Annotated in this window: 26 protein-coding genes and 3 tRNA genes; 12 read left to right on the plus strand and 17 right to left on the minus strand. The window is 66.8% G+C overall.

Features of this window, described 5'->3' with window-relative positions; genetic code table 11:
* Positions 1-14: 14 nt before the first annotated feature.
* Positions 15-1,916 carry a glycosyltransferase gene (locus tag NVU01S_RS11950; protein ID WP_043681461.1) on the plus strand — a complete coding sequence of 634 codons (1,902 nt, stop codon included), beginning with the start codon at positions 15-17 and terminating at the stop codon, positions 1,914-1,916.
* A gap of 83 nt (positions 1,917-1,999) precedes the next feature.
* Here NVU01S_RS11950 and NVU01S_RS11955 read toward each other — a convergent pair whose 3' ends face one another.
* From NVU01S_RS11955 to NVU01S_RS11985, 7 genes are all read right to left on the minus strand, one after another.
* The gene (locus NVU01S_RS11955; protein ID WP_043681420.1) at positions 2,000-2,305 is read right to left on the minus strand and encodes a hypothetical protein; all 306 of its coding nucleotides are present in this window, start codon (positions 2,303-2,305) and stop codon (positions 2,000-2,002) included.
* A gap of 127 nt (positions 2,306-2,432) precedes the next feature.
* Complete coding sequence (locus NVU01S_RS11960; protein WP_043681414.1) at positions 2,433-3,284, minus strand: SDR family oxidoreductase; 852 nt, start codon at positions 3,282-3,284, stop codon at positions 2,433-2,435.
* 185 nt (positions 3,285-3,469) lie between these two features.
* Positions 3,470-4,516 carry a ribosome small subunit-dependent GTPase A gene (gene rsgA / locus NVU01S_RS11965; RefSeq protein WP_043681411.1) on the minus strand — a complete coding sequence of 349 codons (1,047 nt, stop codon included), beginning with the start codon at positions 4,514-4,516 and terminating at the stop codon, positions 3,470-3,472.
* A 216-nt stretch (positions 4,517-4,732) separates the two neighbouring features.
* A complete protein-coding gene (gene glfT1 / locus NVU01S_RS11970; protein ID WP_244467529.1) occupies positions 4,733-5,779 on the minus strand; it encodes a galactofuranosyltransferase GlfT1 in 1,047 nt (348 codons plus the stop codon).
* Complete coding sequence (gene wzt, locus NVU01S_RS11975; RefSeq protein ID WP_014981011.1) at positions 5,776-6,615, minus strand: galactan export ABC transporter ATP-binding subunit Wzt/RfbE; 840 nt, start codon at positions 6,613-6,615, stop codon at positions 5,776-5,778. The genes glfT1 and wzt overlap by 4 nt, the downstream gene beginning before the upstream one ends.
* A gap of 10 nt (positions 6,616-6,625) precedes the next feature.
* A complete protein-coding gene (gene wzm, locus NVU01S_RS11980; protein ID WP_042255277.1) occupies positions 6,626-7,453 on the minus strand; it encodes a galactan export ABC transporter permease subunit Wzm/RfbD in 828 nt (275 codons plus the stop codon).
* Between the two features lie 374 nt (positions 7,454-7,827).
* Positions 7,828-8,433: a bacterial proteasome activator family protein gene (locus tag NVU01S_RS11985; RefSeq protein ID WP_029894059.1), complete on the minus strand. Its 606-nt coding sequence runs from the start codon at positions 8,431-8,433 to the stop codon at positions 7,828-7,830.
* A gap of 261 nt (positions 8,434-8,694) precedes the next feature.
* On the opposite strand from NVU01S_RS11985, the gene NVU01S_RS11990 reads away from it, so the two are divergent.
* Positions 8,695-9,897 (plus strand): cysteine desulfurase-like protein, encoded by a 1,203-nt coding sequence (locus tag NVU01S_RS11990; protein WP_029894056.1) that lies wholly within the window; start codon positions 8,695-8,697, stop codon positions 9,895-9,897.
* Between the two features lie 587 nt (positions 9,898-10,484).
* Here NVU01S_RS11990 and NVU01S_RS11995 read toward each other — a convergent pair.
* On the minus strand, positions 10,485-11,474 hold the full coding sequence (locus NVU01S_RS11995) for an NAD(P)H-quinone oxidoreductase (protein WP_043681131.1): 990 nt from the start codon (positions 11,472-11,474) through the stop codon (positions 10,485-10,487).
* A 187-nt stretch (positions 11,475-11,661) separates the two neighbouring features.
* Here NVU01S_RS11995 and NVU01S_RS12000 point away from each other — a divergent pair, with 187 nt between their 5' ends.
* Positions 11,662-12,162, plus strand: a complete 501-nt coding sequence (locus tag NVU01S_RS12000; RefSeq protein ID WP_052281340.1) for a MarR family winged helix-turn-helix transcriptional regulator — start codon at positions 11,662-11,664, stop codon at positions 12,160-12,162.
* 24 nt (positions 12,163-12,186) lie between these two features.
* Positions 12,187-12,271: transfer RNA gene (locus tag NVU01S_RS12005), tRNA-Ser, on the plus strand.
* Between the two features lie 181 nt (positions 12,272-12,452).
* Here the strand turns inward: NVU01S_RS12005 and NVU01S_RS12010 are convergent.
* Positions 12,453-12,869 carry a hypothetical protein gene (locus NVU01S_RS12010; RefSeq protein WP_156161958.1) on the minus strand — a complete coding sequence of 139 codons (417 nt, stop codon included), beginning with the start codon at positions 12,867-12,869 and terminating at the stop codon, positions 12,453-12,455.
* 222 nt (positions 12,870-13,091) lie between these two features.
* On the opposite strand from NVU01S_RS12010, the gene NVU01S_RS12015 reads away from it, so the two are divergent.
* The 3 genes from NVU01S_RS12015 to NVU01S_RS12025 are packed head-to-tail and all read left to right on the plus strand — an operon-like array spanning position 13,092 to position 14,247.
* A complete protein-coding gene (locus tag NVU01S_RS12015) occupies positions 13,092-13,505 on the plus strand; it encodes a phage holin family protein (protein ID WP_043681080.1) in 414 nt (137 codons plus the stop codon).
* Positions 13,502-13,993: a DUF3618 domain-containing protein gene (locus NVU01S_RS12020; RefSeq protein ID WP_052281341.1), complete on the plus strand. Its 492-nt coding sequence runs from the start codon at positions 13,502-13,504 to the stop codon at positions 13,991-13,993. The genes NVU01S_RS12015 and NVU01S_RS12020 overlap by 4 nt, the downstream gene beginning before the upstream one ends.
* On the plus strand, positions 13,990-14,247 hold the full coding sequence (locus NVU01S_RS12025) for a DUF4235 domain-containing protein (RefSeq protein WP_175068887.1): 258 nt from the start codon (positions 13,990-13,992) through the stop codon (positions 14,245-14,247). The genes NVU01S_RS12020 and NVU01S_RS12025 overlap by 4 nt, the downstream gene beginning before the upstream one ends.
* 40 nt (positions 14,248-14,287) lie before the next feature.
* On the opposite strand, the gene NVU01S_RS12030 is transcribed toward NVU01S_RS12025, so the two are convergent.
* From NVU01S_RS12030 to NVU01S_RS12050, 5 genes are all read right to left on the minus strand, one after another.
* Positions 14,288-14,497, minus strand: a complete 210-nt coding sequence (locus tag NVU01S_RS12030; RefSeq protein WP_043681083.1) for a hypothetical protein — start codon at positions 14,495-14,497, stop codon at positions 14,288-14,290.
* Positions 14,498-14,802: 305 nt separating this feature from the next.
* The gene (locus NVU01S_RS12035) at positions 14,803-15,216 is read right to left on the minus strand and encodes a hypothetical protein (RefSeq protein WP_043681086.1); all 414 of its coding nucleotides are present in this window, start codon (positions 15,214-15,216) and stop codon (positions 14,803-14,805) included.
* A 385-nt stretch (positions 15,217-15,601) separates the two neighbouring features.
* A tRNA-Arg gene (locus tag NVU01S_RS12040) sits at positions 15,602-15,674 on the minus strand.
* 35 nt (positions 15,675-15,709) lie between these two features.
* A tRNA-Ser gene (locus tag NVU01S_RS12045) sits at positions 15,710-15,799 on the minus strand.
* 91 nt (positions 15,800-15,890) lie between these two features.
* Positions 15,891-16,616, minus strand: coding sequence for a dienelactone hydrolase family protein (locus NVU01S_RS12050; RefSeq protein ID WP_043681089.1), 726 nt, complete (start codon positions 16,614-16,616; stop codon positions 15,891-15,893).
* Positions 16,617-16,757: 141 nt separating this feature from the next.
* Here NVU01S_RS12050 and hisC point away from each other — a divergent pair, with 141 nt between their 5' ends.
* On the plus strand, positions 16,758-17,837 hold the full coding sequence (hisC, locus tag NVU01S_RS12055; RefSeq protein ID WP_043681092.1) for a histidinol-phosphate transaminase: 1,080 nt from the start codon (positions 16,758-16,760) through the stop codon (positions 17,835-17,837).
* Here hisC and NVU01S_RS12060 read toward each other — a convergent pair.
* On the minus strand, positions 17,834-18,904 hold the full coding sequence (locus NVU01S_RS12060; RefSeq protein ID WP_043681136.1) for an alpha/beta hydrolase: 1,071 nt from the start codon (positions 18,902-18,904) through the stop codon (positions 17,834-17,836). The genes hisC and NVU01S_RS12060 overlap by 4 nt on opposite strands.
* Before the next feature lie 565 nt (positions 18,905-19,469).
* Between NVU01S_RS12060 and NVU01S_RS12065 the strand changes: the two genes are divergently transcribed.
* The 4 genes from NVU01S_RS12065 to NVU01S_RS12080 all read left to right on the plus strand — a co-directional run bounded on the left by NVU01S_RS12065 (position 19,470) and on the right by NVU01S_RS12080 (position 22,501).
* Positions 19,470-20,549, plus strand: a complete 1,080-nt coding sequence (locus tag NVU01S_RS12065) for a nitric oxide synthase oxygenase (RefSeq protein WP_156161961.1) — start codon at positions 19,470-19,472, stop codon at positions 20,547-20,549.
* Between the two features lie 99 nt (positions 20,550-20,648).
* Positions 20,649-20,996 carry a DoxX family protein gene (locus tag NVU01S_RS12070; protein WP_043681095.1) on the plus strand — a complete coding sequence of 116 codons (348 nt, stop codon included), beginning with the start codon at positions 20,649-20,651 and terminating at the stop codon, positions 20,994-20,996.
* Positions 20,997-21,093: 97 nt separating this feature from the next.
* Positions 21,094-21,468: a hypothetical protein gene (locus tag NVU01S_RS12075; protein ID WP_043681098.1), complete on the plus strand. Its 375-nt coding sequence runs from the start codon at positions 21,094-21,096 to the stop codon at positions 21,466-21,468.
* An 82-nt stretch (positions 21,469-21,550) separates the two neighbouring features.
* Positions 21,551-22,501, plus strand: a complete 951-nt coding sequence (locus NVU01S_RS12080) for a Gfo/Idh/MocA family protein (RefSeq protein ID WP_043681100.1) — start codon at positions 21,551-21,553, stop codon at positions 22,499-22,501.
* Positions 22,502-22,581: 80 nt separating this feature from the next.
* Here the strand turns inward: NVU01S_RS12080 and NVU01S_RS12085 are convergent, their stop codons facing one another.
* On the minus strand, positions 22,582-23,313 hold the full coding sequence (locus NVU01S_RS12085; protein ID WP_043681104.1) for a maleylpyruvate isomerase family mycothiol-dependent enzyme: 732 nt from the start codon (positions 23,311-23,313) through the stop codon (positions 22,582-22,584).
* A 62-nt stretch (positions 23,314-23,375) separates the two neighbouring features.
* Positions 23,376-23,768 (minus strand): RidA family protein, encoded by a 393-nt coding sequence (locus NVU01S_RS12090; RefSeq protein WP_043681138.1) that lies wholly within the window; start codon positions 23,766-23,768, stop codon positions 23,376-23,378.
* Between the last annotated feature and the right edge of the window lie 78 nt (positions 23,769-23,846).

Genomic DNA, 23,846 nt, shown 5'->3' on the forward strand with positions numbered 1-23,846 from the left:
ATTTCGAGGACTTCATGGAGCAGTCGGCTACCCAGGCCGTTACCGAAACGAAAGATCGAGCGACGGCCGTTGACGCCCCGGCTTCGCTGCGCTCCGACCATCGGGCGCCGGACCGGCTGGTGCTGCAGCGCGGCATCTTCACCGGCCCGTCGGCCAAGGTCAGCGACGAGCTGTACGCCGTCGTGAAGGGACGTGCCCACCGGGAACGTCAGGCGCTGCGGCTGGAAAAAGGCGCCGCCGCGCACACCAACACCTACTTCGGCCGCTTCGCCGCCAGCTACTGGCAGCGCTGGACCACCGTCACCGACGTGCGCGTCACCATGGTGCTCGATGTGGTCAAGAAGGCGAAGCTGCGCCTGGTCGCCTCCGATATCGCGGGGCACCGTCGCATCATCGACACCGCGCAGGTCACCGCGAGCGGTCCGGTGACGCTCTCGGCCACGCTCGACCAATACGTCGACGGTGGCGCGATCTGGCTCGAATTCGACGCTGTCGGTGGCGATCTCGGTATCACCGAGGTCAGCTGGACCAGTGCGGCGCCGGACCACATCCGCCCCGTCGCCATCGCCATCTGCACCTTCAACCGCGCCGAGGATTGCGCGCACACCGTCGCGGCGCTGGCCTCCGACGCGGTCGTGCTCGGCGCGATCGACGCGGTGTACGTCGTCGACCAGGGCACCGACCTGGTGCAGAACCGGCCGCTCTATCAGGAGGTGGCGCCGACCTTCGGGGACAAGCTGCGCTACATCCGCCAGCCCAATCTCGGTGGGGCGGGCGGCTTCACCCGCGGGCTCTACGAGGTGTCGGCCGCCAACGAGCACGCCGACGTCATCCTGATGGACGACGACATCCTGTGCGAACCCGAAACCGTGTTGCGGCTCAACGCTTTCGCCAACATGACAGTGGAACCGACCCTGGTCGGCGCGCAGATGCTGTTCCTGCTCAACCCCGATTACCTGAACGTCGGCGCCGAAGAGGTGCATCTGCAGGATCTGCGACACGGGCAGAAGGTGCCGAAGGCGTTGCGCAACACCAGCATGCTCAAGCGCAACCAGGAACGTCGCGTGGACGCCGGCTACAACGCCTGGTGGACCTGCCTGATCCCGGCCGAGGTGGTCGCCGAGATCGGGTTGCCGGTGCCGATCTTCTTCCAGTGGGACGACGTCGAATACGGCATCCGGGCCAGGGAGAGCGGTTTCGTCACGGTCACCCTGCCGAACGCGGCGGTGTGGCACGCGGACTTCTACTGGAAGGACTACGACGACTGGGCGCGCTACTTCAGCACGCGTAACTCGCTGATCGTCGGCGCTCTGCACACCGATCTGGATGGAAAAGCGATCACCCGCAAGCTGTTCCGGGAACTGTCCGAGCAGTTGGTCGCCATGCAGTACGGTCTGGTGCACACCACGCTGCAGGGTATCGAGGATTTCTTGCAGGGTCCGAAGGTGTTGCAGGACGGCGGTATCGCCGCGCTCGCGGCGGCCCGCACCAGTCGCGGCGACTACGCGGAGACCAAGAAGCATCCCGCTTCGACGCCGCCGGTGCGTTCCGGTGACATCCAATTACGCCGTGCCACCGGCGAACCCAGCCGTCCGCTGCTCGTGCTGATCAAACGGGCGATCAACCAGTGGTTCGGCCGCACCCAGCACGGTGTCATCGGCGTCACCCGCGAAGATGCCTACTGGTGGCATGTTTCGCTGTTCGATCATGTCGTGGTCACCGACGCCTCCCAGTCCGGTGTCCGGGTCCGGCAGCGCGACAAGGCCCGCGCCCGCCAACTCCTGCGCCGCACCTTCCACGTCCTGCGCCGCCTGCGCCGCGAACTCCCCACCCTGCAACAGCAATACCGTGCCGCCGTCCCCGACCTCACCAGCCGCGCCAACTGGGAACGCCTCTACGGCATCACCCCCGAATAGCCAGCACCCCACCACGAGCCGCCCCGCACCTCTGCCGGGCGGCTCGCGGTCGTTCAGGCACTGACGTCGGCCTCGATTCGTCGCTACCCGAAAACGTCCGCATGCCACCAGCGCTCGGGGTCGCTGAACCACGGCCCCACGCGCTCGGCATCGAGAACGCGCAACTGCTTCAGATCGATCTCGTATCTCCGATACAGCGCAACGAGTTCCCGCAACCCGTCCTCATCCACCGCCCCGAGCCGCACCGTCAAATACAGCGTGCGCAGTTCCCCGCGATAAGACTCCACACACCGAATCCGGTCGAGCCACCCGAAGAACCCAGCCTCATCCAGCGCGGAATAATAGGTAACCCCGGTAGCCTCCACCACCACCTCGCCCACCCCACTCATCGCGACTTACCACCCGGATACACGTTCGTATACCCACCTTTCTGCTCCAGCGCGGTGCCGCAGTGATAACGACCGGAAGGCCACCTTCAGCTGGGTTGGAAGGCTGAAGGTGGCCTGGGGGAGTGCGTCAGAGGAAGAGGTCGGTGGTCAGGGGGCCGTCGCCGGGGACTACGCGGTATTTGTCGAGGTCGGTGATGCCGTGGGTGGCGAGGACGTCGTCATCGATGAAGAAGTTGCCGGAGGTGTCCTTGGCGGGGGAAGTGAGGACGAGGTAGGCGGCGTCGGCGTAGATGTCGGGGGTGCGCGAGGTGGCGATCATTTCTTCGCCGCCGAGCAGGTTCTTGACCGCGGCGGTGGCGATCGTGGTGCGCGGCCACAGCGAGTTGACGCCGATGCCGTCGTTCTTCAGTTCCTCCGCCAAACCCAGTGTGGTGAGCGACATTCCGTACTTGGCGATGGTGTAGCCGAGCGACGCCCCGGCCCACTTGGGGTCGAGGTTGAGCGGCGGCGAGAGGGTGAGGATGTGCGGGTTGCGCCCCGCCGCCGCCGACGCGCGCAGATGCGGGATGCTCAGCTTGGCGAGCAGGAAGCTGCCGCGGCAGTTGATGTCCTGCATGAGGTCGTACTTCTTCATCGGCAGCAGATCGGTGGGGGACAGGTCGATCGCCGACGCGTTGTTCACCACGATATCGATGCCGCCGAACCGCTCTACGGTCTGCCGGACCGCCTCCGCGACCGATTCGTCGCTGCGCACGTCGCCGACGAACGGCAGCACCTGGCCGCCGGCCTGCTCGAGCTCCGCCGCGGCGGTATGAATGGTGCCGGGCAGCTTCGGATGCGGCTGATCGGTCTTGGCGATCAGCGTGATGTTCGCGCCGTCGGCCGCCGCCCGCTTGGCGATTTCCAAGCCGATGCCCCGGCTACCACCGGACATGATCATCGTCGCGCCCGCGAGCGGCTTCGATCCCGATTCCGTCATGTGACCTGCTCCTGTCGTCCATGCCGCAGGTGGGCCCCGCGGCCTTCCGCACTTCGCACACTAAGCGTAACCCCCATTACTATGCAACCAGTTGCATAGGGGGAGTGCGTGAACTTCCTCTCTCACGACAGGTCGACCGGGCGGGTGGTGCCGATCGCCGACTGCATCACCCGCCCGGCCACTGTTCAGCGGCGCGATCCGCGCTCTCGATAGATCTGCCGCTGCTGTTTGGTGATCTCCCGCCATTGGCGATGCCGCTCCGCCTGCAACCGCCGGTCGGTGCGCGCCGCCATCCAGGCGTTCTCCTTGGCCAGCTTCCGATAGCTGTCGAACCGGCGCTGGGTCAGTTCGCCGCTGTCGATGGCCGCCAGTACCGCGCACCCGGGCTCGCCGTTGTGCGCGCAATCGCCGAAACGGCATCGCGCGGCCAGGGATTCGATATCGCTGAAGGTCTTCTCGATACCTTCGGCGGCATCCCACAGGCCGACCCCGCGCAGTCCAGGTGTATCGATGAGCGTGCCGCCGCTGGGCAGCGGTCGCAGCTCCCGATGCACGGTGGTGTGCCGGCCCTTCTTGTCCGCGGAGCGAACGGCGTTGGTGGCGAACACTTCTTGCCCGAGCAGTGCATTGGCGAGGGTGGATTTCCCGGCACCCGACGGACCGATCAGCGCGACCGTCCCGTCGAGTACCGCGGCGAGCACATCCAGCCCGGCCCCGGTCTCGGCGCTCACCGTGAGCACCGTCGCGCCGGGCGCGACCGCCTGCACCGCGTCCAGCGGAATATCCACTGCCGCATCGGCTTTGGTGAGCAGAACGACCGGTTGGGCGTTGCTCTCCCAGGCCAGCGCGAGCATCCGTTCGATCCGTCCGAGATCGACATCGGCGTCGGCTGCCGTGCAGATCAGGACCGTGTCGACATTGGCGGCCAGCACCTGTCCGTGGGACCGGCCGGAGACCGAGGACCGCATGATCACCGATCGGCGCGGCAGCAGCCGCCGGACCGCGGCGTCGGCGTCGACGCTCACCCAATCACCGGTGCACAGGCCGCTGACCTCGGCATCGGCTCGTGGACAACGGGCCCGCGCGAGCCCGGTGGGTGTCGCCACATCGCATTCGCTGCGGTCCATCCGAATCACTCGGGCGGGCACGCAGTTCTCTTCGATCAGCGCGGTGTATTCCTCGGCTACGGCTTCGGTCCAGCCGTAAGGGACAAGAAGGTCGTACTCGACCATGATGGAGGGAATCCTTCGTCGGGCACCGAGCCCGTACCGGACTCAGCGACTGGAGATGAGGGTGGAGGTCCGTGTGGCGGCGTGCATGCGCACAGCTCGTCCGGGCACGGCAATCCGAACAGTCCTAGCCACGGTCCACACCTCCTCGTCTCTCTCGCAGTTGGCCCTCACCATCGCATGCGTGCCGAGGGCACGCAACCGAATTAATCCGTGCCGCTACCCGCGTGGGTCCGGTTTGCCGAACTGCTCGTGCCGGCCCAGCGAGCGCAGATGGAACCATTCGCGCAGCCCGGCCGGGTCGCGCCGGGTGACCAGGAAGAACCAGGAGAAGCGGATCCATTCCTGCGGCAGCAGCTTGCGCATGCCGGGCTGCGACATCAGGTAGCCGCGGTTGCGATAGGTGAAGTAGCGCTTGACCGGGTCGTCGGGGTACTGAGTGTGCATCCGCCCGCCGAGGATCGGCTTGAATTCGGCGGCGCCGTTGGGATGCAGGTACGCGGTCTGCAAACAGGTGCCGAACGGCAGCCCGGAGCGCACCAGCCTGCGATGCACCTCGACCTCGTCGCCGCGCACGAACAGGCGCAGGTCGGGCACGCCGATCACGTCGACGGCCTGGGCGGAGATCAGCGCACCGTTGAACAGCGACGCGATGCCGGGTAGGAAATCCTCGTCGCCGAGTTCGGAGCGCAGCCGCCGCCACACCACGCCGCGGCGCAGCGGGAAGGCCAGCCGGTCCGGTTCGTCGATATCGCACACCACCGGCGACACCTCGACCAGGCCGTGCCGGCGCGCGCAATCCAGCAGGGTGGCAAGCACTTCCGCGCCGTCGGGGCGGCCGTCGTCGTCGGCCAGCCAGACCCAGTCCGCACCCATGCTCAGCGCGTGCAGCATGCCGAGCGCGAAACCGCCTGCGCCACCGAGGTTGTGCGCCGAACCCAGGTAGGTGGACTCGATCGGCTGATCGCGGACCAGCTCGGCCACCTCGGCCTCGTTGGCATTGTCGATCACGATCAGGTGGTCGACCGGACGTGACTGGGAGGCAATGACTTTCAGCGACTCGGCGAGCAGTTCGCGGCGCTTGTGCGTGACCACCACGGCCACGATGCGCGCGTCCGGTCCCGTGCCTGCGGGGGTCACCGCGCTCGAATCAGAGCCGCCCACTACGGGTTCCGCGGCGGCAGCACCGGGCGTCTTCGATGCGGAGTCGACCTGGGCGGCCGCCCCTGTCTCGATCGGGGTGTCCTGCCCGGTCGGCTCACTCATACCTGGTTCCGCTCCAGTTCTCGTCCGTTTTCCATGGCCCGTTCGGCTTCCAGTTCGCGCAGCACGGTCGCGACGTGGTTGCCCGCGTCCGGACCTTCATAGGCTCGCACCACTTCTTCGATACCGCCGCGCAAACGGATCTCGCCGTGATCGATCCACAGCGCGGTATCGCAGAGTTGTGCGAGAAATTCGTTGGAATGGCTGGCGAATACCAGGATGCCCGATCGGGCCACCAATTGCTGCAGGCGCAGCCGAGCTTTCTTCATGAATTCCGCGTCCACCGCGCCGATGCCCTCGTCGAGCAGCAGGATCTCGGGGTCGATCGAGGTGACCACGCCCATCGCGAGGCGAACCCGCATACCGGTGGAGTAGGTGCGCAACGGCATGGACAGGTATTCGCCCAGATCGGTGAAATCGGCGATCTCATCGATCTTGGACAGCATCTGCTTGCGCGTCTGCCCGAGGAAAAGTCCGCGGATGATGATGTTCTCGTAGCCGGAGATCTCCGGGTCCATGCCGACGCCGAGGTCGAACACCGGCGCCACCCGGCCGCGGATGCGCGCACTGCCGCGCGACGGTTCGTAGATGCCCGAAAGCAGCCGCAGCAGTGTCGATTTGCCCGCGCCGTTGTGTCCGACCAGGCCGACCTTGTCGCCTTCCTTCAGCGACAGCGTGATGTCGCGCAGCGCCTCGACCACCACCACGTCGGACTTGTTGCGCCCGATCGCGCCGCCGGCCTTGCCGAGGAACGCCTTCTTCAGCGACCGCGATTTCGCGTCGAAGATCGGGAATTCGACCCAGGCCTGGCGGGTTTCGATACTCACATGCTCGGTCATCGATCCGCTCCTAAACCCAGTACGGCACGCGCGAACGGAATTGCTTCATCGCGAAGATGGCGACGATCCAGCCGACCACCGTGATGGCGCCGACGATCAGCCAGTGATACAGGTGCTGGTCGTCGCCGAGCAGCGGGGCGCGGATGATCTCCAGATAGTGGAACGTCGGCACGATCTCGGCCAGCTTCGCGCGCTCGCTGACCTGCCCGCCCTGCGCCTCGAGGCTCTTGGTATTCCACATCACCGGGGTCAGCACGAACAGCATCAGCGTGAGGCTGCCGAGGATCGGCGCGATATCGCGGTAGCGCGTGCTGAAGATGCCGAACACGATCGACACCCACATCGCGTTGAGGAACAGCAGTCCCAGTGCCGGAATCGCGAATATCGCGGTCCAGTGCAGTTTTTCCCACACACCGAACGCGACGAGCACCACGAAATAGATCAGCATGTTGTGCGCGAAGAACAGCAACTGCCGCCAGACCAGGCGATAGACGTGCACGCTCAGCGCCGACGGCAGCTGTTTGATCAGACCCTCGTTGGCGATGAAGACATCGGAACCCTCGAGAATGCTCGCGTTGATCACATTCCAGACGATGATGCCGACCGCCACGTATGGCAGGTAGTCCTTGACCGGCTGGCCGAGCAGCGCGGAATACAGCAGGCCGATCGCCGCCGCCTGCACACCCGTCGCGATGGTGATCCAGAACGGGCCGAGCACCGAACGGCGGTACCGCTGCTTGATGTCCTGCCAGCCGAGCGAGAGCCACAGTTCGCGCTGCCCGAAGCCGACGCGGAAGTCCTTGAAGGCGCGCTGGAAGGTCTGCGAATCCGAGGTGATCGGCGCGTCGTCGACCGGTTCGGTCGGCGCGGCCGCCGGTTGCTCGTCCGCCGCGGTCTCCTTCGACAAGGCCGGAGCCTCCCCGGCGCTCACCGAGTCTGCTTCCGGCGGGCTGTCCGCGCGCGCCACAGCGGCGTCGGCGTCTGGTGGCGCGGACGCATCGGAACGCTCGGACTCATCGGAACGCTCGGGGTTTTCTGAACGCACTGAGCTGTCATCTGAACGCACTGAGCTCTCTTCACGACGCCCCGGACTCTGATTCGAGTCGGGGCGAGCGGCAGCGGCGGGCACGGTGCCCGAGCCTACCCTTGGACATTCGTACCGACCCGCGTGGCACACACGGGCCGGTGCCTCTCACAGCCGTGATGCGGGACTCACAAATACTGCCCGGAACCGCCGGTGACATGATTCGCCGGCCCGCCGCGCGGGTCCGCCGCGTGGATGCCGGGCGGTAGCGCGCCCTGGCGCATCTGCTCGAGCTGGGCGCGGGCGGCCATCTGCTGGGCGAACAGCGCCGTCTGGATCCCGTGGAACAGCCCCTCCAGCCAGCCGACCAGCTGGGCCTGGGCGATCCGCAGCTCGGCGTCCGACGGAATGGCGTCGTCGGTGAACGGCAGCGTGAGCCGCTCGAGTTCGTCGCGCAGTTCCGGGGCCAGGCCCTGTTCCAGCTCGCGCACCGACGACTTGTGGATGTCTTTGAGCCTGCTGCGGCTCGCGTCGTCGAGCGGAGCGGCGCGCACCTCTTCGAGCAGCTGCTTGATCATCGTGCCGATCCGCATGACCTTCGCGGGCTGCTCGACCATGTCGGCCAGCGATTCGCCCGCGTCGTCGCGATCGTCCGACTCGCCCTTCTTGTCCTCGTCGGTCACCACCTGCGCGGTGAAGGGCGCGTCCGATGCGGCCTCCGCCGGGATGACCAACGGGCGGCCGTCCGGTCCGACGACGACGATGTGGTCCGGTGACTCATCCGATTGCGTCATGGTCCCTATCATGTCGCGTTGCCGCCGAACGCGCTAAAGGGGCTGCGTTGAGCGTCGCGCGCGGCGGCGCGACGAGCTGTCGCACCGGTGTGCCCGGTCCCCGCCCTGGCGACGCGGCGGCGTTCTATTCTGTTCGGGTCGTGTGGTTCGGATTTGCTGAAAGTCGGTTGCCATGCTGAGTCCCAGGTCGCTGTGCCCCCGTGCGGAAGCGGAGGGGAACACGGTTACACAGGCTCGCCCGCTGCCCTTAGAGTGGCCAACATGACTTACGACGTCGCGAGGGTTCGGGGCCTGATACCGTCCCTCGGCGACGGCTGGATTCATCTCGACCCGCAGGCGGGCATGCTGGTGCCCGATGCGGTATCCCGCGCGGTCTCAACAGGTTTCCGAACATCCTCTTTTTCGCATATCGGCCGTAACGGCGCGGCGGTGCGCAGCGCCGCCATCCTGGACGCGGCGCGCGAGGCGGTGGCCGATCTGGTCGGCGGCGATCCGGCGGGCGTCGTGCTGGGGCCCGACCGCGCGGTCCTGCTGGCCTGGCTGGCCGAATCGCTGAGCTCACGGCTCGGACTCGGCACCGGCATCGTGCTGTCCCGGCTGGACGACGAAGCGAATGTCGCCCCCTGGCTGCGTATCGCCAATCGTTACGGCGCACACGTGCGCTGGGCCGAGGTGGAGATCGAAACCTGCGAGATGCCCTCCTGGCAGTTCGAGGAACTGATCGGCCCCACCGCGCGACTGGTCGCGCTCACCGCCGCCTCGCCGATCGTCGGCTCCGCGCCCGCGGTCCGGGTGGCCGCCGACCGGGTGCACGAGGTGGGCGGACTGCTCGTCGCCGACGCGTTCGGCGCGGCGCCCTACGCGCTCATCGACATCGACGAACTCAACGCCGACGTGGTCGCGCTCAGTGCGCCCGCCTGGGGCGGCCCGCAGATCGGTGCGCTGGTCTTCCGCGACCCGGCCTTCCTGGACCGGATTCCGTCGATGTCGTTGAACCCCTACGCGAAGGGTGCCGAGCGGCTCGAGGTCGGCGGGCACCAGTACGCCCTGCTCGCCGGGCTCACCACCTCGATCGACTTCCTGGCCGGCCTGGACGAGCGGGCGCGCGGCAGCAGGCGCCAGCGCCTGGAAATGTCGATCACATCGCTGCAGGACTACCACGATCAGCTGTTCGAACATCTGATGGATGTGCTGGAGAAGATTCCCGGCCTGACCGTCATCGGCCGCGCCTCCACCCGAATCCCCACCGTCAGTTTCACTCTCGCGGGCATGCAGGCCGAAAAGGTGGCGGCCAAGCTGGCCGACAACCGGATCGGCACGGTCAGCGGGGTACACGGCGGCAGCAGGCTGCTCGACGCGCTCGGCGTGAACGACGAAGGTGGGGCGGTCACCATCGGTCTCGCGCCCTACACCACCAAATTCGAGATCGATCAGCTGGGCCGGGCGCTCGTCGCGTTGGAGTGAGTCCGCGAGGTGGTGCGCGCCGCGCGAATTAGCCTGCCGCGCAGGTGATCTCCTGCCGCGCCGGTGTTCGCTTGCTGTGCACGTAATTGCCTGTTGCGCACGTATTTGCTCGCCGTGCAGGTGTTTGCGTGCTGTGCGTGTGTTCGCTCGCCGTGCAGGTGTTCGGGTACTGTGCGCGTGTTCGCGTGCCTCACACGTATTTGCTCGCCGTGCACGTACTCGCCTGCCCGCGTGCAAGTTCGCCTGCCGTGCAAGTGATTTCCTGTCGCGCACGTGTTCGCCTGCTGTGCACGCATTTGCCTGCTGCGCACGTATCTGCCCGCCGCGCACGTGTTCGCCTGTCGTGCACGTGTTCGCCTGTCGTGCACGTGTTCGCCTGTCGTGCACGTGTTCGCCTGTCGTGCACGTGTTCGCCTGTCGTGCACGTGTTCGCCTGTCGTGCACGTATTTGCCTGTCGTGCACGTATTTGCCTGCCGCACACGTATCTGCCCGCCGCGCACGTATTTGCCCGCCGCGCACGTATTTGCCCGCCGCGCACGTATTCGCCGACGAATCCGCGCGCGGCGCGACAAATCGCGCGCGGGAGTCAGGGCTTGTGGATCTGCAAGGTGACCTTGCCGAACGCGTCGCCGGATTCCAGCAGCCGATGGGCCTCGCCCGCTTCGGCGACCGGTACTTCGGCGTCGATGACGGGGACGACGCTGCCGTCGGCGATCAGCGGCCACAGGTGGCGCCGGACCTCGGCGATGACCGCGGCTTTGCTGCCGACGCCGGTGGCCGGTCGGTTCCGCAGGTTCGTCGCGTGCACGCTGCCCCATTTCCGCAGCAGCGCACCGAGATTCAGCTCGCCGGTCGCGCCGCCCTGCATCCCGATCACCACGAGATGGCCGAAGTTCGCCAGCGCCTCGACATTGCGGGACAGGTAGGCCGCGCCCATCAGATCCAAGATGACGTCGGCGCCTGAACCGTCCGCGCGCACGGCGGCGACGAAATCGTCGTCGCGGTAGTTGATCAGCAGCTGCGCGCCGAGTTCCTGGCACCGGCGCAGCTTCTCCGCCGAGCCGGCCGTCACCGCGACGCGCGCGCCGAGCGCCCGGGCCACCTGGATCGCATGGGTGCCGATGCCGCTGCCCCCGCCGTGGACCAACAGCAGCTGACCGGCTTGCAGGCCCGCCGTCATAACCAGGTTCGACCACACGGTCGCCGCCACCTCGGGCAGTCCCGCGGCCGCGCCGAGATCCAACCCCTCGGGGACCGGCAGCAATTGCGCCGCCGGCGCGACCACCTTCTCGGCATACCCACCACCGGACAGCAGCGCGCACACCCGGTCGCCGACCTGCCAGTCCTGCACGCCGGCGCCGAGTTCGGCGATGACACCGGAACATTCGAGCCCGAGCACCTCGCTCGCGCCCGGCGGCGGCGGGTAGTGCCCTTGGCGCTGGAGCAGATCGGCCCGGTTCACCCCGGCCGCCGTCACCTCGATCAGCACCTCGCCGGGGCCGGGCACCGGATCCGGCGCCTCGGCCCACACCATCACCTCGGGTCCGCCGAAACCGTTCAGATTGATCGCATGCACGAGACCCATACTGCCCCTGTGCCTGCCCGCGCGGGCGGCGGCCCCGGTCGCCGCACCGCAAACCTCGCGCTTCGATCTGTGCGATGGCACAAAATCTTGCTGTGGCGAACGGCCTGCAGACCTACTCCGTTGGTAGTCCGGTATGGCTTTCCCGCACCAGGGATCTCCCCAGTTCGCCCGGCTTAGAATGAGCACCGTGCACCCCGAATCGAGCAGTCCCGTTGCGGCCGAACCGAGGTGGCTCACCCCGGCGCAGCAACGAGCCTGGCGGGCTTATATGGACGGACATCAGCGCCTGATGACCGCGCTGAACCGGCAATTGCAACGGGACAGCGACCTGAGCGTCCCCGAATATCGCATCCTCGTCCTGCTCTCCGAAGCGCCCGGCCGATCCCTGCGGATGAGCGAACTGGCCGACGGCGTGCTTTCCTCCCGCAGCCGCCTCACCCACCAGATCCGGCGGCTGGAAGCCGAGCGGATGGTGCGCCGCAACACCTGCCTCGAGGACGGTCGCGGTGTGCTCGCCGAACTGACCGACGAAGGCATGCGCCGCCTCGAAGCCGCGGCCCCCGGCCACGTCGACGCCGTCCGCCGCGATTTCGTCGACCTGCTCACCCCGCACCAGCTAGAGGTCATCGCCGAGGTCTTCGCCCGCATCGATCAGGAAATCGGAACGCGCCCCCTCTGACCCGTCCGCTACCATCGTGATCCTGGAGACGTGGCAGAGCGGCCGAATGCACTCGCCTTGAAAGCGAGCGTCGCGAGAGCGACCGGGGGTTCAAATCCCTCCGTCTCCGCAACAGACGCCCAGGTCAAGCCATTGACCTGGGGTGTGCACGCGTTCGAGCCGAACAGGCACTCGCCGTCTTGCCGCGGTCAAACCTTTGGCGCTATCCCTTGACGAGAAGTCTCGAGATCAAAGGTTGCACCCTTATCCTTTAGCGCCGATCGCTCTGATCAAAGGTTTCGCGTTATCGCTCAGCCCTGCTGGCTACGACTGGCGATGAAGTCGACCAGCATCTTTCGAATGTCGCCGAGTGTGGGGAGGCTGTCGAATGTCGACGGAATGGGCGCGCGGAGAAGCCCTTTGGCCTTCGAGCCCATTTTCGACTCGCCGCTTTCACCCACCGCAGGCTGAAGGATCTCCCAGCCACCATCGGCCTTGACGCGCAGCTCGTAGGGGTAGCCCAAAGGCACTCGCCACCCGTATCCGGATCGGAACAGACCTTTCGGATACTCCCAGTTCGTCCGGACGCCGGCCGTAGTGACCGTGTTCGAGAATTCGTCCGCCTGCTCCGCCAGCGCACGCCAGAACTCTCGACCGGCCTCCTCTGTGTCGCGCGCCACCAGGCCGAGTTCGCGCCTGCGCCGAGCAGCTTCCTCCGCCATGCTCATGAAGGTCATCATCCCGGGTCTGAGCTGGGCACACTGTCGATCATTCGACGGACATTCGGCAGTTGGCACCTCGCGCAGCGAATCGGTAGCGCGGCCTCGATGTAGCTGTCACCCGATCCCACGAACGGCACCTTGCTTGTACATCTGCGCACGTAGTCGTGTGGCGAACGAGTTTGTCTCCCTATACCCCGGGTACCCGGCCGTCGACTGGGAGGTCTCACCATGACAGAAACGCATACCGGAGCGCCGGGTGACACCCGGTCCGTGGCAGAGCTGGTCAACGACGCGACCGCGCAGGTGAGTCGGCTGGTGCGGGACGAGATTCAGCTGGCCCGGCTGGAGGTGCAGCAGAAGGGCAAGTTGATCGGCCGGGGCGCCGGGCTTGCCGGGGTCGGCGCGGTGCTCGGCCTGTACGGCGGCGCGGCGTTGGTCGCGGCGGCCGTTTTCGCGTTGGCGATTCCGCTGCCCGGGTGGGCGGCGGCGTTGATCGTCGGTGCGGTGCTGCTGATCGCTGCCGCGCTGTTCGCGGTGCTCGGCAAGAAGGACGTCCAGCGCGCGGTTCCGCCGGTGCCGCAGGAAGCCGCCGCGGGCGTCAAAAAGGACATCGAAACCATCAAGCACGGGAGCCACTCATGAGCGACTCGAAACGCGCCAAGGCCGAGGATCCGATCGTGAGCGGGCCGATCGACGAGGAAGCGTTGCGCCAGGACCGGGACGAGACGAGAGAGCAACTGGGCCAAACGGTTTCGGAGCTCACCGACAAACTCGACGTCAAGGCGCGGACCAAGGACAAGCTGCACGATACCGCCGACAACGCTCGCGCGAAGGCGGCCTCGGTGGCCGACAACGCGAAGACCACCGCGGCCGAGAAGACCGCGCAGGCAGAGGAACTCGTGTCCCGTAAGGCGTCGGAGGCGAAGGAGGTCGCCGGCATCGCCGCGGACCAGGCCAAGAACGAGGCCCGCCGATTGGCGGACCGGGCCGAGGCCGCGACTCCCGACTCTGTGGTGACCGGTGGCAGGCAGGCGGCCGGTTTCGCCCGGCGTCAGCCGGTTCCGGTCGCGGTGGCGGCGGCGTTCGCGGCCGTGCTGGTGTGGTGGCTCGTGCGGAGGCGGCAGGCGTGAAAACTCTCTACAAGCCGCTCGGCATGCTGGTGAGCATCGTCGGCGGCCTGGCGGCCAACGCGGCGTTCATCCGGGTGTGGCGTGCCGTGAGCGGTGAGGATCAAGCTCCTACCGCCACCGCGCGCAACCACACCTGGCGTGAAGTGCTGCTCGCCGCGGCCCTGCAAGGCGCGATTTTCGGCTTGGTCAAAGCGGCCATCGATCGCGCGGGTGCCACCGCCTACCAGTCCCTCACCGGTACCTGGCCCGAGTAGACACTCGAAAAGCCCCGGCCCGCATGCCGTTTCGAGGGCCTCAGCAACGCCGCCAGTCGATGTAGTGGCTCCACTGCGGATGCGGCGTCCCGCAATCGGCCCACGCGTCGATCACGATGCCGAATTCCATCGGCGCATCCGCGCACGAGGCGGTCGACGGGGTGCCCGGCGCCACCGTCGGCCCCGGTGCCGACCACTGTCCGGGGAACGGGATCGTCACGGGACCCGCGATCAGCGGCATGATGCCCACGCAGCGCACCCCCGCTCGATGTACCCCGTCCCCGCCGCCACAGTGCGATGTGGCGGCCGTCACGCTGCGATCAACCCCGCAACCTTCCGGTGCAGCACTCGCCACACCGGTGCCCGCCATCGATAGCCCCGCCCCGAGCCCCAACGCAGCCACCATCCCCGCGACCCAGTTCTTCATCCCGCTCCTCCCGATGCAGCCTCGAACGTCCCATTTGCCCGAAGATCGGCAAACCGCGAACTCCCGTTACCGCCGCCCAGGCTGCAAAACAGCCCCTCCGTGAGGAGGGGCTGTTCGGCGAGTCGAGTTCAGGGACGTCGGGAGCAATCCCACGACTGCCCTTGATGCCCCGGGCAATAGACCTTGATCGTCTTGTAGTCGCGCAGTCCGTAGCTCCCGTTCGGACCCTTCGGATCGGTATAGACGTACTTGGCCTCGAGTTCATACGTGCCCTGCTTGACCGGCATCCATTGCACGGTCGCGGTGCCGTTCGTCGACGCGATCGGCTTCAGGCAGTTGGTTATGCGATCGACGTTGTAGCAGAAAGTGGCCGTCCCTTCCATCGGCGGGTCGACCGTGATCGTCAACGCATAGGTCGACCACACGGAGTACGTGCCGTTGTCGGAGGTCATCGTCAGCCGTGCTTCGGCCGCGGCGGCGGTGGGCGCGGCGAGCACGGTGACCGCCGCGGCGACCGCAGCGCCGAGCCCGAGTCGGCGCATGCTCGAAAAAGCTCTGACCACGGATAGTTCCCCCTCATCTCCCAGTTCTACACAGGCCTACGGCTGCGCCGCATCCGCCCCGCACGCTATCTGAAACGTGTTCTAGAGGGTGGGGTGAACGGGAAGGCTTCGACACCGGCCGTGGCCGCCAGCAGTCCACGCATAACACTGCTCTAAACGAAAAGCTTTCGCCCTCAGTGCTTCTCGCAGCTTCTCGCAACCACCCCGCTCACATCCCGAGATCACTCCGAAACCGAAGCGGCAAGAGCAAACCGCGCCGAGTCGAGCGCCCTGGAATCCGCACAGTGCGCGACTCGCACCGAGATGCGCACGATCGCCCAGACAACAAAACAGCCCCTCCGCGGGGAGGGGCTGTTCTGAATTGTGCGGCTGAAGGGATTCGAACCCCTAACCTTCTGATCCGTAGTCAGATGCTCTATCCGTTGAGCTACAGCCGCATGGGTATTCAGTTGTGTACCCGGTTACCCGGGTGTGGCGGAGGCGAGAGGATTTGAACCTCCGGTCCCCGTGAAGGGACAACTCATTAGCAGTGAGTCCCATTCGGCCGCTCTGGCACGCCTCCTGGAGCCTTCTCTTCGAGGGCACCGGTCCTTTCGAACCGCCGAGCATGAAGGTTACAGGAGCTGCTGTCCAGATCGCAAAACGGCTGGTTATCAGCGTAAGTTGCTGTCGAACCAGTCGAAAATACGGGTCTGTGAATCGACCAGTGTGCTGTCGTCGTCGATGTCGGGATGGTCGGCCCGGTGCCGCAGTCCCGGATAGCTGACGACCAGGCTGGCGACGGCGGCCCGGCCGGTCGCGTCGCGGAGTCGTTCGACCTCGGCGGGCGGCGTGGCCGGGTCGTCGGCGCCGAACAGCCCGAGCCACGGGGCTTGCAGACTCGGAGCTACCCGGACCAGTGCGTCGGCCTGTTCGGTGAGCGGCTCGACGATGCCGGGCGCGGCGACGCTGACGGCGGCGCCGACCGGGCGGTTGGTGGCGACGAGGAACGCGGCGGTGCCTGCGGTGTCGAAGCCGAGCACGCCGATGGTGTCGGGGAAGACACCGCGCCGGGTCAGCCAGTCGAAGCAGGCGTCGAAGTCGTCGAAGAGTTCGTCGCCGAACACCTCCTGCGCCGGTTCGTGCCCGGTCCGGTGAAAGAGGTTGGGCGCCACTACGGTCCAGCCTTCGGAGGCCAGGGCGCTCATCAGGGCGAGCAGCGCGCCGGTGAACTCGCGGGACTCGTGCAGCATCACGATGCCGCCGCGCGCGTTGCCTTCGGGTTCCACCACGATGATGGGCACCTGGGTGTCGGTGGACGGATGCGCGGGCGCGGCTCGATGTTCGGGTGCCGGCTCGTCACCGCGTAAGGGGGCAAGGTCGTTGTAAGTGCCCGACATGAAACCAGGGTAGGGCGACTTCGTGCTCTGCGGTAGAAATTGCTGCTGAGAGCCTATCGGCCGCATATTTTTCGGTACGCAAGCCCGGCTTTGTGCGTGATACCCAGAAGATCCCATGACTTCGCGACATATGGTTGGGGGGTGACAGCGTCAACCCGGCCGGACCTCGATGCGATTCCGGCGTATGTCCCAGGCCGCAGCCACCCCGGCGCGGTCAAGCTCGCCAGCAATGAAACCACCTTCGGCCCGCTGCCTTCGGCGGCCAAGGCCATCGCGGAGGCGGCCGAGCTGGCCAACCGGTACCCCGACAACCAGGCCGTCGAATTGCGGGCGGCGCTCGCCGATTTCCTGGGTGTGGAGCAGGCCAACATCGCGGTCGGCTGCGGCAGCGTGGCGCTGTGCCAGGAACTGGTGCAGATCACCTGCGACACCCCGACCGACGAGGTGCTGTTCGCCTGGCGCTCGTTCGAGGCGTATCCGATCGTCACCAAGGTGGGTAACGCGACCGCCGTGCAGGTACCGCTCACCCCGGACCTGGTGCACGATCTGGACGCGCTGCACGCGGCGATCACCGAGCGCACCAAACTCATCTTCGTCTGCAACCCGAACAACCCGACCGGTACCGCGGTCGGGCAGGCCGCACTGACCCGCTTCCTCGATTCGGTGCCTGCCCACATCCTGATCGTGCTCGACGAGGCGTACTTCGAGTACATGCGGCTCGCGCCGCAGGATTACCCGAACGGTATCGAATTGGGCCGCACCCGGCCGAATGTCCTTGTGCTGCGGACCTTCTCGAAGGCCTACGGGCTCGCCGGGCTGCGCGTGGGCTACGCGGTGGGCGATCCGGCGGTGATCACGGCGCTGAACAAGGTGCATATCCCGTTCAGCGTGAACCGGCTCGCGCAGGCGGCGGCGATCGCCTCGCTGGAGGCGCGGCACGAATTGCTGGACCGCACCGAAGCGCTGGTGCTCGAACGGAATCGGATGCGCGAGGCCCTGCTCGCCGCCGGCTACCGGGTGCCGCCGAGCGAAACGAACTTCGTGTGGTTGCCGCTCGGCGCGCGCAGCGCCGAATACGGCGAGGCGAGCGCGGAGGCGGGCGTGCTGGTGCGCCCCTACGGCACCGATGGCGTGCGGGTCACCACCGGCGACCCGCACGAGAACGACCTGTTCCTCAGCTTCGCCACTGATCCCGCGGTGGTGGCGCGCTTCCTGGGCTAGACCCCGAGCGCGCCCGAGATGACCGGCCACGACCGCACCAACTCGTCGGCCCAGTAGGGCCACGCGTGGGTGCCGGTCGCCCGGAAGTGCGCGGTGACCGGGATGTCGAGGCCGCGCAGCCGATCGGTGAGGCGGCGGGTGCAGACGTTGGTCGCCGCCTCCAGCGGACCGCCGAAGGTGATCGCGGTGGGCAGGTCGACGTCCGGTTCGCCCGGCACGTCGTGGATGCCGGGCAGGCCGCTACCCACGGACATGTAGATCGTCTTGCCGCGCAACGCTTCCGCGTGCAGCGTGACGTCGTGGTCGAGCCAGGCCGGGTCGTCCTGCGCGCCGAACATGTTGTCCGGCTCGCCTTTATAGGTGGCGACGACCGCTCTGGCTTGAGCCTGACCGAGATCGGTGCCCATCGAGAAGCAGCCGCTGTGCGCCGCGACCGCCGTGTACAGCTGCGGCTGCCGGAACGCCAGCATCATGGCGGCCTCGGCGCCCATCGAGACACCCATCACCGCATTGCGCCCATTGCCTTGGAATTTCGCGTCGATCAGCGGCGGCAGCTCGCGGGTCAGGAAGGTCTCCCACTTGTTGGTGCCGAGTACTGGATCCGGTTGCTGCCAATCGGTGTAGAAGCTGGCGGGGCCGCCGACGGTGAGCACCACGTTGACGTCTTTGTCCTCGAAGAACTTGTCGGCGTGACCCTTCTCGGTCCAGTTGTTGGTGGTCGGGTTCGCCTCACGACCGTCGAGCATGTAGATGGTGGGCCGCGGGTGCGACGTGTCCCGCGGCAGCAGCACCTGCACCTCGACGGTGCGGCTCATGGCGGGGGAGGCGACGAACACCCGCAGCCACCGATCGTCGATCGGCTCGATCCGGTCGATCCGCGGCCTGACGGGTCGTTCCGTTGTGGCCGGGGCCGGAGCCGGGCCATCGGAAGAACCGGTACTGGGCTGCTGGGGGTCCCCGGGTTCGGCCGACACCTGGGGAGCGCCGAACGTCGCGGCACCCGAAACCAGTGCCACGCTGACCATGACGCTGGACACCCAGCGCCGCACCCCACGCCGAGACAGCATGCGACCCATCCTGCCAGAAACGCCCGGTTCGCCTCGGAAGCCATAGCGGTTGGCCATAATGTGTGACCAGGGCCACGTTTACTCGCCTGTGCCGAATGTGGCGGTACTGCCAGCAGATTTGCTCATAGCCGGGGCGTACTGTGCCGGTGCGGTCGCCCTATCGGGGTCGGCAGGGCTCAATGGTGGTGTTGTCTAGATCACCATGTCAACGGCGCTCGACAGCGCTCATTCGCCGCCGACTTGGGCCGACGTGGCAAATCGAGCAAATCCGGGCACACTGCCAGCACACCCGCCGTACGCTACTGTCCGGGCCTTTTCCGGGCATGAATGAGGACGAACATGGGTGTGGCTGCACGGCTGAAGCTATTTCGCGGCATCAGCGCGCCGACCTGTCTGCGTGGGCCGCCGGGGTAGGCGATATCGGCTGCGCGTCTGCGCGAATTCTCCTGCTCGAAATTGTCTGTTTCACCGCAGTATCTATGCCCGACCGGAGAAAACCGTGAACCCTGTGTTACCCGCGTCACCGCTCGAAACCACCGCTGACACAAAGCCTTTCAGCAACGATCTGAAGCGCAGACTTCGTGAGTGCGACGAATTCTTCCGCATGCCCGAGCTGGCGCACCTACCGGCACAGCGCCGCCGCACCGTGCTGCACCACCTGGAACAGACCGGTTGCTATCTGCAAACCGCCGAGGAAATCCTGATCGGAGCCAAGCTCGCGTGGCGCAACCACGCCCGCTGTGTCGGCCGAAAACATTGGCGCTCACTGAAATTGCTCGACGCCCGGCAGGTGCGTTCCGCGCGCGACCTGGCCGAGGTCTGCTGGGAGCACCTGCGGGTCGCCACCAACGGCGGTGCCATTCAGTCGATGATCACCGTCGGCCCACCGCGCCAAGCAGACGGGCGGGAGTTCCGCATCGTCAGCCCGCAGCTCATCCGGTACGCGGGGTACCGCAACGGCGACGGCACGGTCACCGGTGACGCCGCCAACATCACGCTCACCGAGTTCGCGATGAAACTCGGGTGGCGCGGCGCGCGAACACCTTTCGACATTCTGCCGCTGCTGATCAGCACGCCCGACGAACCGATACGCTGGTTCGACGTCCCGCCCGAACTGGCGCGCGAAGTCGAGCTGGAGCACCCGGAGTTCGAGTGGTTCGCCGGCCTCGGCCTGCGTTGGCACGCGGTCCCCGCCGTCTCCAACATGAACCTCGAAATCGGCGGTGTCACTTATCCCTTCGCCCCGTTCAACGGCTGGTACCTGGGTGCGGAGATCGGCGCGCGCAACCTCAGTGACACCACGCGCTACAACATGCTGCCGCTCATCGCCGAAATGATGTGCCTGGATACCAGATCCGAGCGCAACCTGTGGCGGGATCTGGCCCTCGTCGAGCTCAACCGCGCGGTCCTCTACAGCTTTCGCAAGGCGGGCGTGTACCTGGTCGACCATCACACGGTGGCGAAACAGTTCTGCGATCACGTCGAACGGGAAAAGTCCGCGGGCCGTGCCTGTCCCACCGACTGGAGTTGGATCAACCCGCCCCTGTCTTCCGGCTTGACCCCCACGTTCCACCGCTATTACGACCCACCCGATCTCGACATCCGCCCCAATTTCGTCCGCCGCGACTTCAGCGGGGAAGCGTGAGGTCCGCGCACTGACGATCCGGGCGGCATGTCACACATGGTTCCCGTGCTTCGTCTACTCGGTGTCCGACCTTGAACACCGCACGAGGAGCACGAACCAATGCACGCCGCTTATGTCATCGTCACGATTCTGGCCGCCGCCTGGGTGGGCTTCTCGGCCGCGTCGATCTTCTTCCGTGCCGCCTGGGTGGTGGATCCGCTGGTGCAATACGGTGTGCCGCAGTCGTGGTGGACCTGGTTGGGCATCGCCAAAGCCGCCGGCGCCGTGGGACTTGTCGCCGGATTGTTCTTTCCTGTGATCGGAATCGCCGCTACTATCGGGATCGTGCTCTACTTCGGTGGAGCGGTGATCACCAACATCAAAGCCCGTGCCTACGCGCACATTCCGTTCCCGCTGATGTACATGATCCCCGCGCTGATCGCCGCAGGTTTGGGAGCCGCCGTCTGAACACCCCCATCGCTCATCCAGCAAAGCCCCGCTCTCGAAATATTCGAAGGCGGGGCTTCGCTAGGTTGACGCGGTACCCGTAGAAAAGGAGTTTCGAATGACAGGCAGCTGGGTTCGTTTCATCAGTGGGTCCACCTTGCTCGCGGCAGCGGTGGCCTCGGCCATCGTCACCGCTGGTCCCGCGGCCGCGGAACCGCGAGACTGCACGCTCGATCGCACGTTGACCGGCGCGACGGGCTTCTGTCCCGGTGGCGACGGCTTCTTCACGGTGGAAGCGGACTGCATCGGCATTTCGATCGGCCGCAACCCGGGGATCGGCCCCTACCGGCAGTCGAGTCAGCGGCACGCCTACGCGGGCCCGCATCCGGAAATGGATGCCACCCAGACCCATCCGCACGCTGAATGCAACGAGTTCATCACCGGCCACTTCGGCATCATGGTCGACGCGCGACTGTACGAAACCTTCCGCTGACCGACGTCACCGGCGCGCTGAACTTTATTTTCCCGTCCCGCCCCCGCTTGCCCCGGCCGAGAATGCCGTCCAGGCTGGCGAGATGGTCAACAATTCCCGCATCCGCCTGGGCATCATCGGCCTCGGCGTAATGGGCACCGAGATGCTCGAAGTGGCGCACCGGCATCCGGAGTTCGACGTCGTCGCGGCGGCCGATCCCGACGCGGCGACGGTCGAACGGATTCGCGCGCAGTATCCCGATGTCGCGGTCGGACCTGATCCCGCGGCGCTGGTTCAGGATGATCGCCTGACCGCGATCTACATCGCGGCGCCGCCGAATACGCATGCGTCCTATGCGATCTCGGCCATGAACGCGGGCAAGGCGGTGTTCTCGGAGAAGCCGCTCGCGGCGCGGCTCGCCGACGGCGCGGACATGGTGCGGGTCGCGGCGGAAACCGGTGCGGTGAACGCGCTCAATTTCACGTTGTCCGATCGAGCGGCGGCCGTTGCGGTGCTGCGAGCCGTGCACGACGGCGAAGCGGGTGAAATCGTCGCTGTGGATATGCGTTTCACGTTCCCGGAATGGCCGCGCGCCTTCCAGCGCGATGCCCGCTGGGTCGCGGGTCGCGAACAGGGCGGACTACTGCGCGAGGTCGGTTCGCACTTTCTTTTCCTGACCGACCGGCTGCTGGGTCCGCTGACGCCGGCGCATACCCGAATCGCCTACGGCGCGGACGCCGAACTCAGCGCGCACGGGCTGTACACCGCGGGTGCGGTTCCGGTCACGATCACCGGATTGGTCGCGGCCGCGCCGGAAACGTACGAGTGGATCCTGTACGGCACCAAGCGTTCTTATCGACTCACGGACTGGTCCCGCCTCGAGGTCAGCACCGGCACCGCTTGGCAGGAGCACCCGCTCGACGGCGCACGCGGCACCGAGCACACGCGGCTGACCGCGTTCGCCGCCGCCATCCGCGGCGAAGCCTCGACCCTCGCAGACTTCGCGGCGGGACTGCGCGTGCAGGAGGCGGTGGAGCACTTCCATCGGACTTGATCACAAGATCACCAGGTAATGGTGGCGGCATCGGTCGAGAGGCCGCCGCCACCATTACCTGGTGATCGCTTGTCCAGCAGCTACTTCCAGTCCGGCAGGGGCGGCAGTTCGCCGGAGAGATCGGCGCCGGGGGAGCGGCCGAGCAGCCAGGCGGCCAGTGCGGCGGCGGTGCCGGTGATGGTGCTCGACGGAGTGGCGGTGCCGACCAAGCCGACGAAGTCGGTGTCGGTGGAGCGGATCTCGAAGGTGGGCGTGGGGGTGGTCGCCGCGGCGGTGATCCGGTTCATGTCGACCGTGGCCTGCGCCAGAATGCGCGCGACGAACGAGGCGGGCCAATCGGCGGGCGAGAACCCGGCATCGAGGTCGACGTGGTGAATCTCCACCTCTTGCAGGCGCATCCAGCGCACCTCGGTCGCCGGAATCGGACGGCCCTGCCGGGTACGGACTTCGGCGTGCCAGGCCGCATCGGTCAGTGAATTCGCCACCGCCGCCCAGCGTTTCGCCGCGGCCTCGTTGTCGGCGAGCTGCGCGTCCAACGGTCGCGGCGCCCCGGCCTCGATATCGAAGTCGCGTAGGAACATGCTGGCGTACTGCGGGATCTCCACCCCGGTGTGCGCCCACAGCAGCAGGTTGAGCACGCTGTCGGCATTGCGCGCGAGATGGGCGAGTACATGGCCGCGGGTCCAGCCCGGCAGCAGCGACGGGCCGGTCAGGTCGTCGTCGCTCAGCTTGCGGATGGTGTCGAGGAGACGGTCGGTCGCCTCGGCGAGTACGTCGAGTGAAACTGGGGATTGCTCAGCGTCGCTGGTCACAGTTGCGACCCTAGCGACCGTGCTCGCGGACCGCCGAAAAATGATGGCGGGCGGCCGCCCGGCTACCCGCCGATGATCGCGTCCGCTTCGATCTCGACCAGCAGTGCGGGCGTGATCAGCGCGCTGATCTCGTACATCGAGGTGGCGGGCCGGATCTCGCCGAACACCTCGGCGTGCACCTTGCCGACCTCGGCCCAGCGGGAGATATCGGTGACGAAGATGCGGGTGCGCACCACATCGGACAGGCTCGCCCCGGCCTCGGTGAGGGCGGCGGCGATACGGCGCAGCACCTCGCGCGTCTGTTCGCCGATATCGTCACCGCCGACCGCGGTGCCGCCGGTGACCGAGGCGGTGGTGCCGCTCACCGCGACTGTGTTGCCTACCCGGACGGCGCGGCTGTAGCCGACGCGATCTTCGAATTCAGAGCCGGAGGCGATGTTCACGCGAGCAGTCATGGCGACAGCATCGCACGGTGCGATCGGCACGGTCATCGCCTTTTTCGGGGTTAGCCGAGCGGAAACCGGCACCGAGTT

Origin of the sequence: Nocardia vulneris, from assembly GCF_001613425.1 — a bacterium.
Taxonomy (GTDB): Bacteria; Actinomycetota; Actinomycetes; order Mycobacteriales; family Mycobacteriaceae; genus Nocardia; species Nocardia vulneris.

Excerpts from the sequence above, each read along its gene's own strand:
- NVU01S_RS12020 (WP_052281341.1), top strand. The coding sequence starts at position 13,502 with ATGAGCGACTCGAAACGCGCCAAGGCCGAGGATCCGATCGTGAGCGGG.
- NVU01S_RS12010 (WP_156161958.1), bottom strand. The coding sequence starts at position 12,869 with ATGAGCATGGCGGAGGAAGCTGCTCGGCGCAGGCGCGAACTCGGCCTG.
- NVU01S_RS12050 (WP_043681089.1), bottom strand. The coding sequence starts at position 16,616 with ATGTCGGGCACTTACAACGACCTTGCCCCCTTACGCGGTGACGAGCCG.
- NVU01S_RS12060 (WP_043681136.1), bottom strand. The coding sequence starts at position 18,904 with ATGCTGTCTCGGCGTGGGGTGCGGCGCTGGGTGTCCAGCGTCATGGTC.
- NVU01S_RS12015 (WP_043681080.1), top strand. The coding sequence starts at position 13,092 with ATGACAGAAACGCATACCGGAGCGCCGGGTGACACCCGGTCCGTGGCA.
- NVU01S_RS11960 (WP_043681414.1), bottom strand. The coding sequence starts at position 3,284 with ATGACGGAATCGGGATCGAAGCCGCTCGCGGGCGCGACGATGATCATG.
- NVU01S_RS12000 (WP_052281340.1), top strand. The coding sequence starts at position 11,662 with ATGAGCACCGTGCACCCCGAATCGAGCAGTCCCGTTGCGGCCGAACCG.
- NVU01S_RS12070 (WP_043681095.1), top strand. The coding sequence starts at position 20,649 with ATGCACGCCGCTTATGTCATCGTCACGATTCTGGCCGCCGCCTGGGTG.
- NVU01S_RS12090 (WP_043681138.1), bottom strand. The coding sequence starts at position 23,768 with ATGACTGCTCGCGTGAACATCGCCTCCGGCTCTGAATTCGAAGATCGC.
- rsgA (WP_043681411.1), bottom strand. The coding sequence starts at position 4,516 with ATGGTCGAGTACGACCTTCTTGTCCCTTACGGCTGGACCGAAGCCGTA.
- NVU01S_RS11950 (WP_043681461.1), top strand. The coding sequence starts at position 15 with ATGGAGCAGTCGGCTACCCAGGCCGTTACCGAAACGAAAGATCGAGCG.
- glfT1 (WP_244467529.1), bottom strand. The coding sequence starts at position 5,779 with ATGAGTGAGCCGACCGGGCAGGACACCCCGATCGAGACAGGGGCGGCC.
- NVU01S_RS11955 (WP_043681420.1), bottom strand. The coding sequence starts at position 2,305 with ATGAGTGGGGTGGGCGAGGTGGTGGTGGAGGCTACCGGGGTTACCTAT.
- NVU01S_RS12080 (WP_043681100.1), top strand. The coding sequence starts at position 21,551 with ATGGTCAACAATTCCCGCATCCGCCTGGGCATCATCGGCCTCGGCGTA.
- NVU01S_RS12075 (WP_043681098.1), top strand. The coding sequence starts at position 21,094 with ATGACAGGCAGCTGGGTTCGTTTCATCAGTGGGTCCACCTTGCTCGCG.
- NVU01S_RS12035 (WP_043681086.1), bottom strand. The coding sequence starts at position 15,216 with ATGCGCCGACTCGGGCTCGGCGCTGCGGTCGCCGCGGCGGTCACCGTG.
- NVU01S_RS11985 (WP_029894059.1), bottom strand. The coding sequence starts at position 8,433 with ATGACGCAATCGGATGAGTCACCGGACCACATCGTCGTCGTCGGACCG.
- wzt (WP_014981011.1), bottom strand. The coding sequence starts at position 6,615 with ATGACCGAGCATGTGAGTATCGAAACCCGCCAGGCCTGGGTCGAATTC.
- NVU01S_RS11990 (WP_029894056.1), top strand. The coding sequence starts at position 8,695 with ATGACTTACGACGTCGCGAGGGTTCGGGGCCTGATACCGTCCCTCGGC.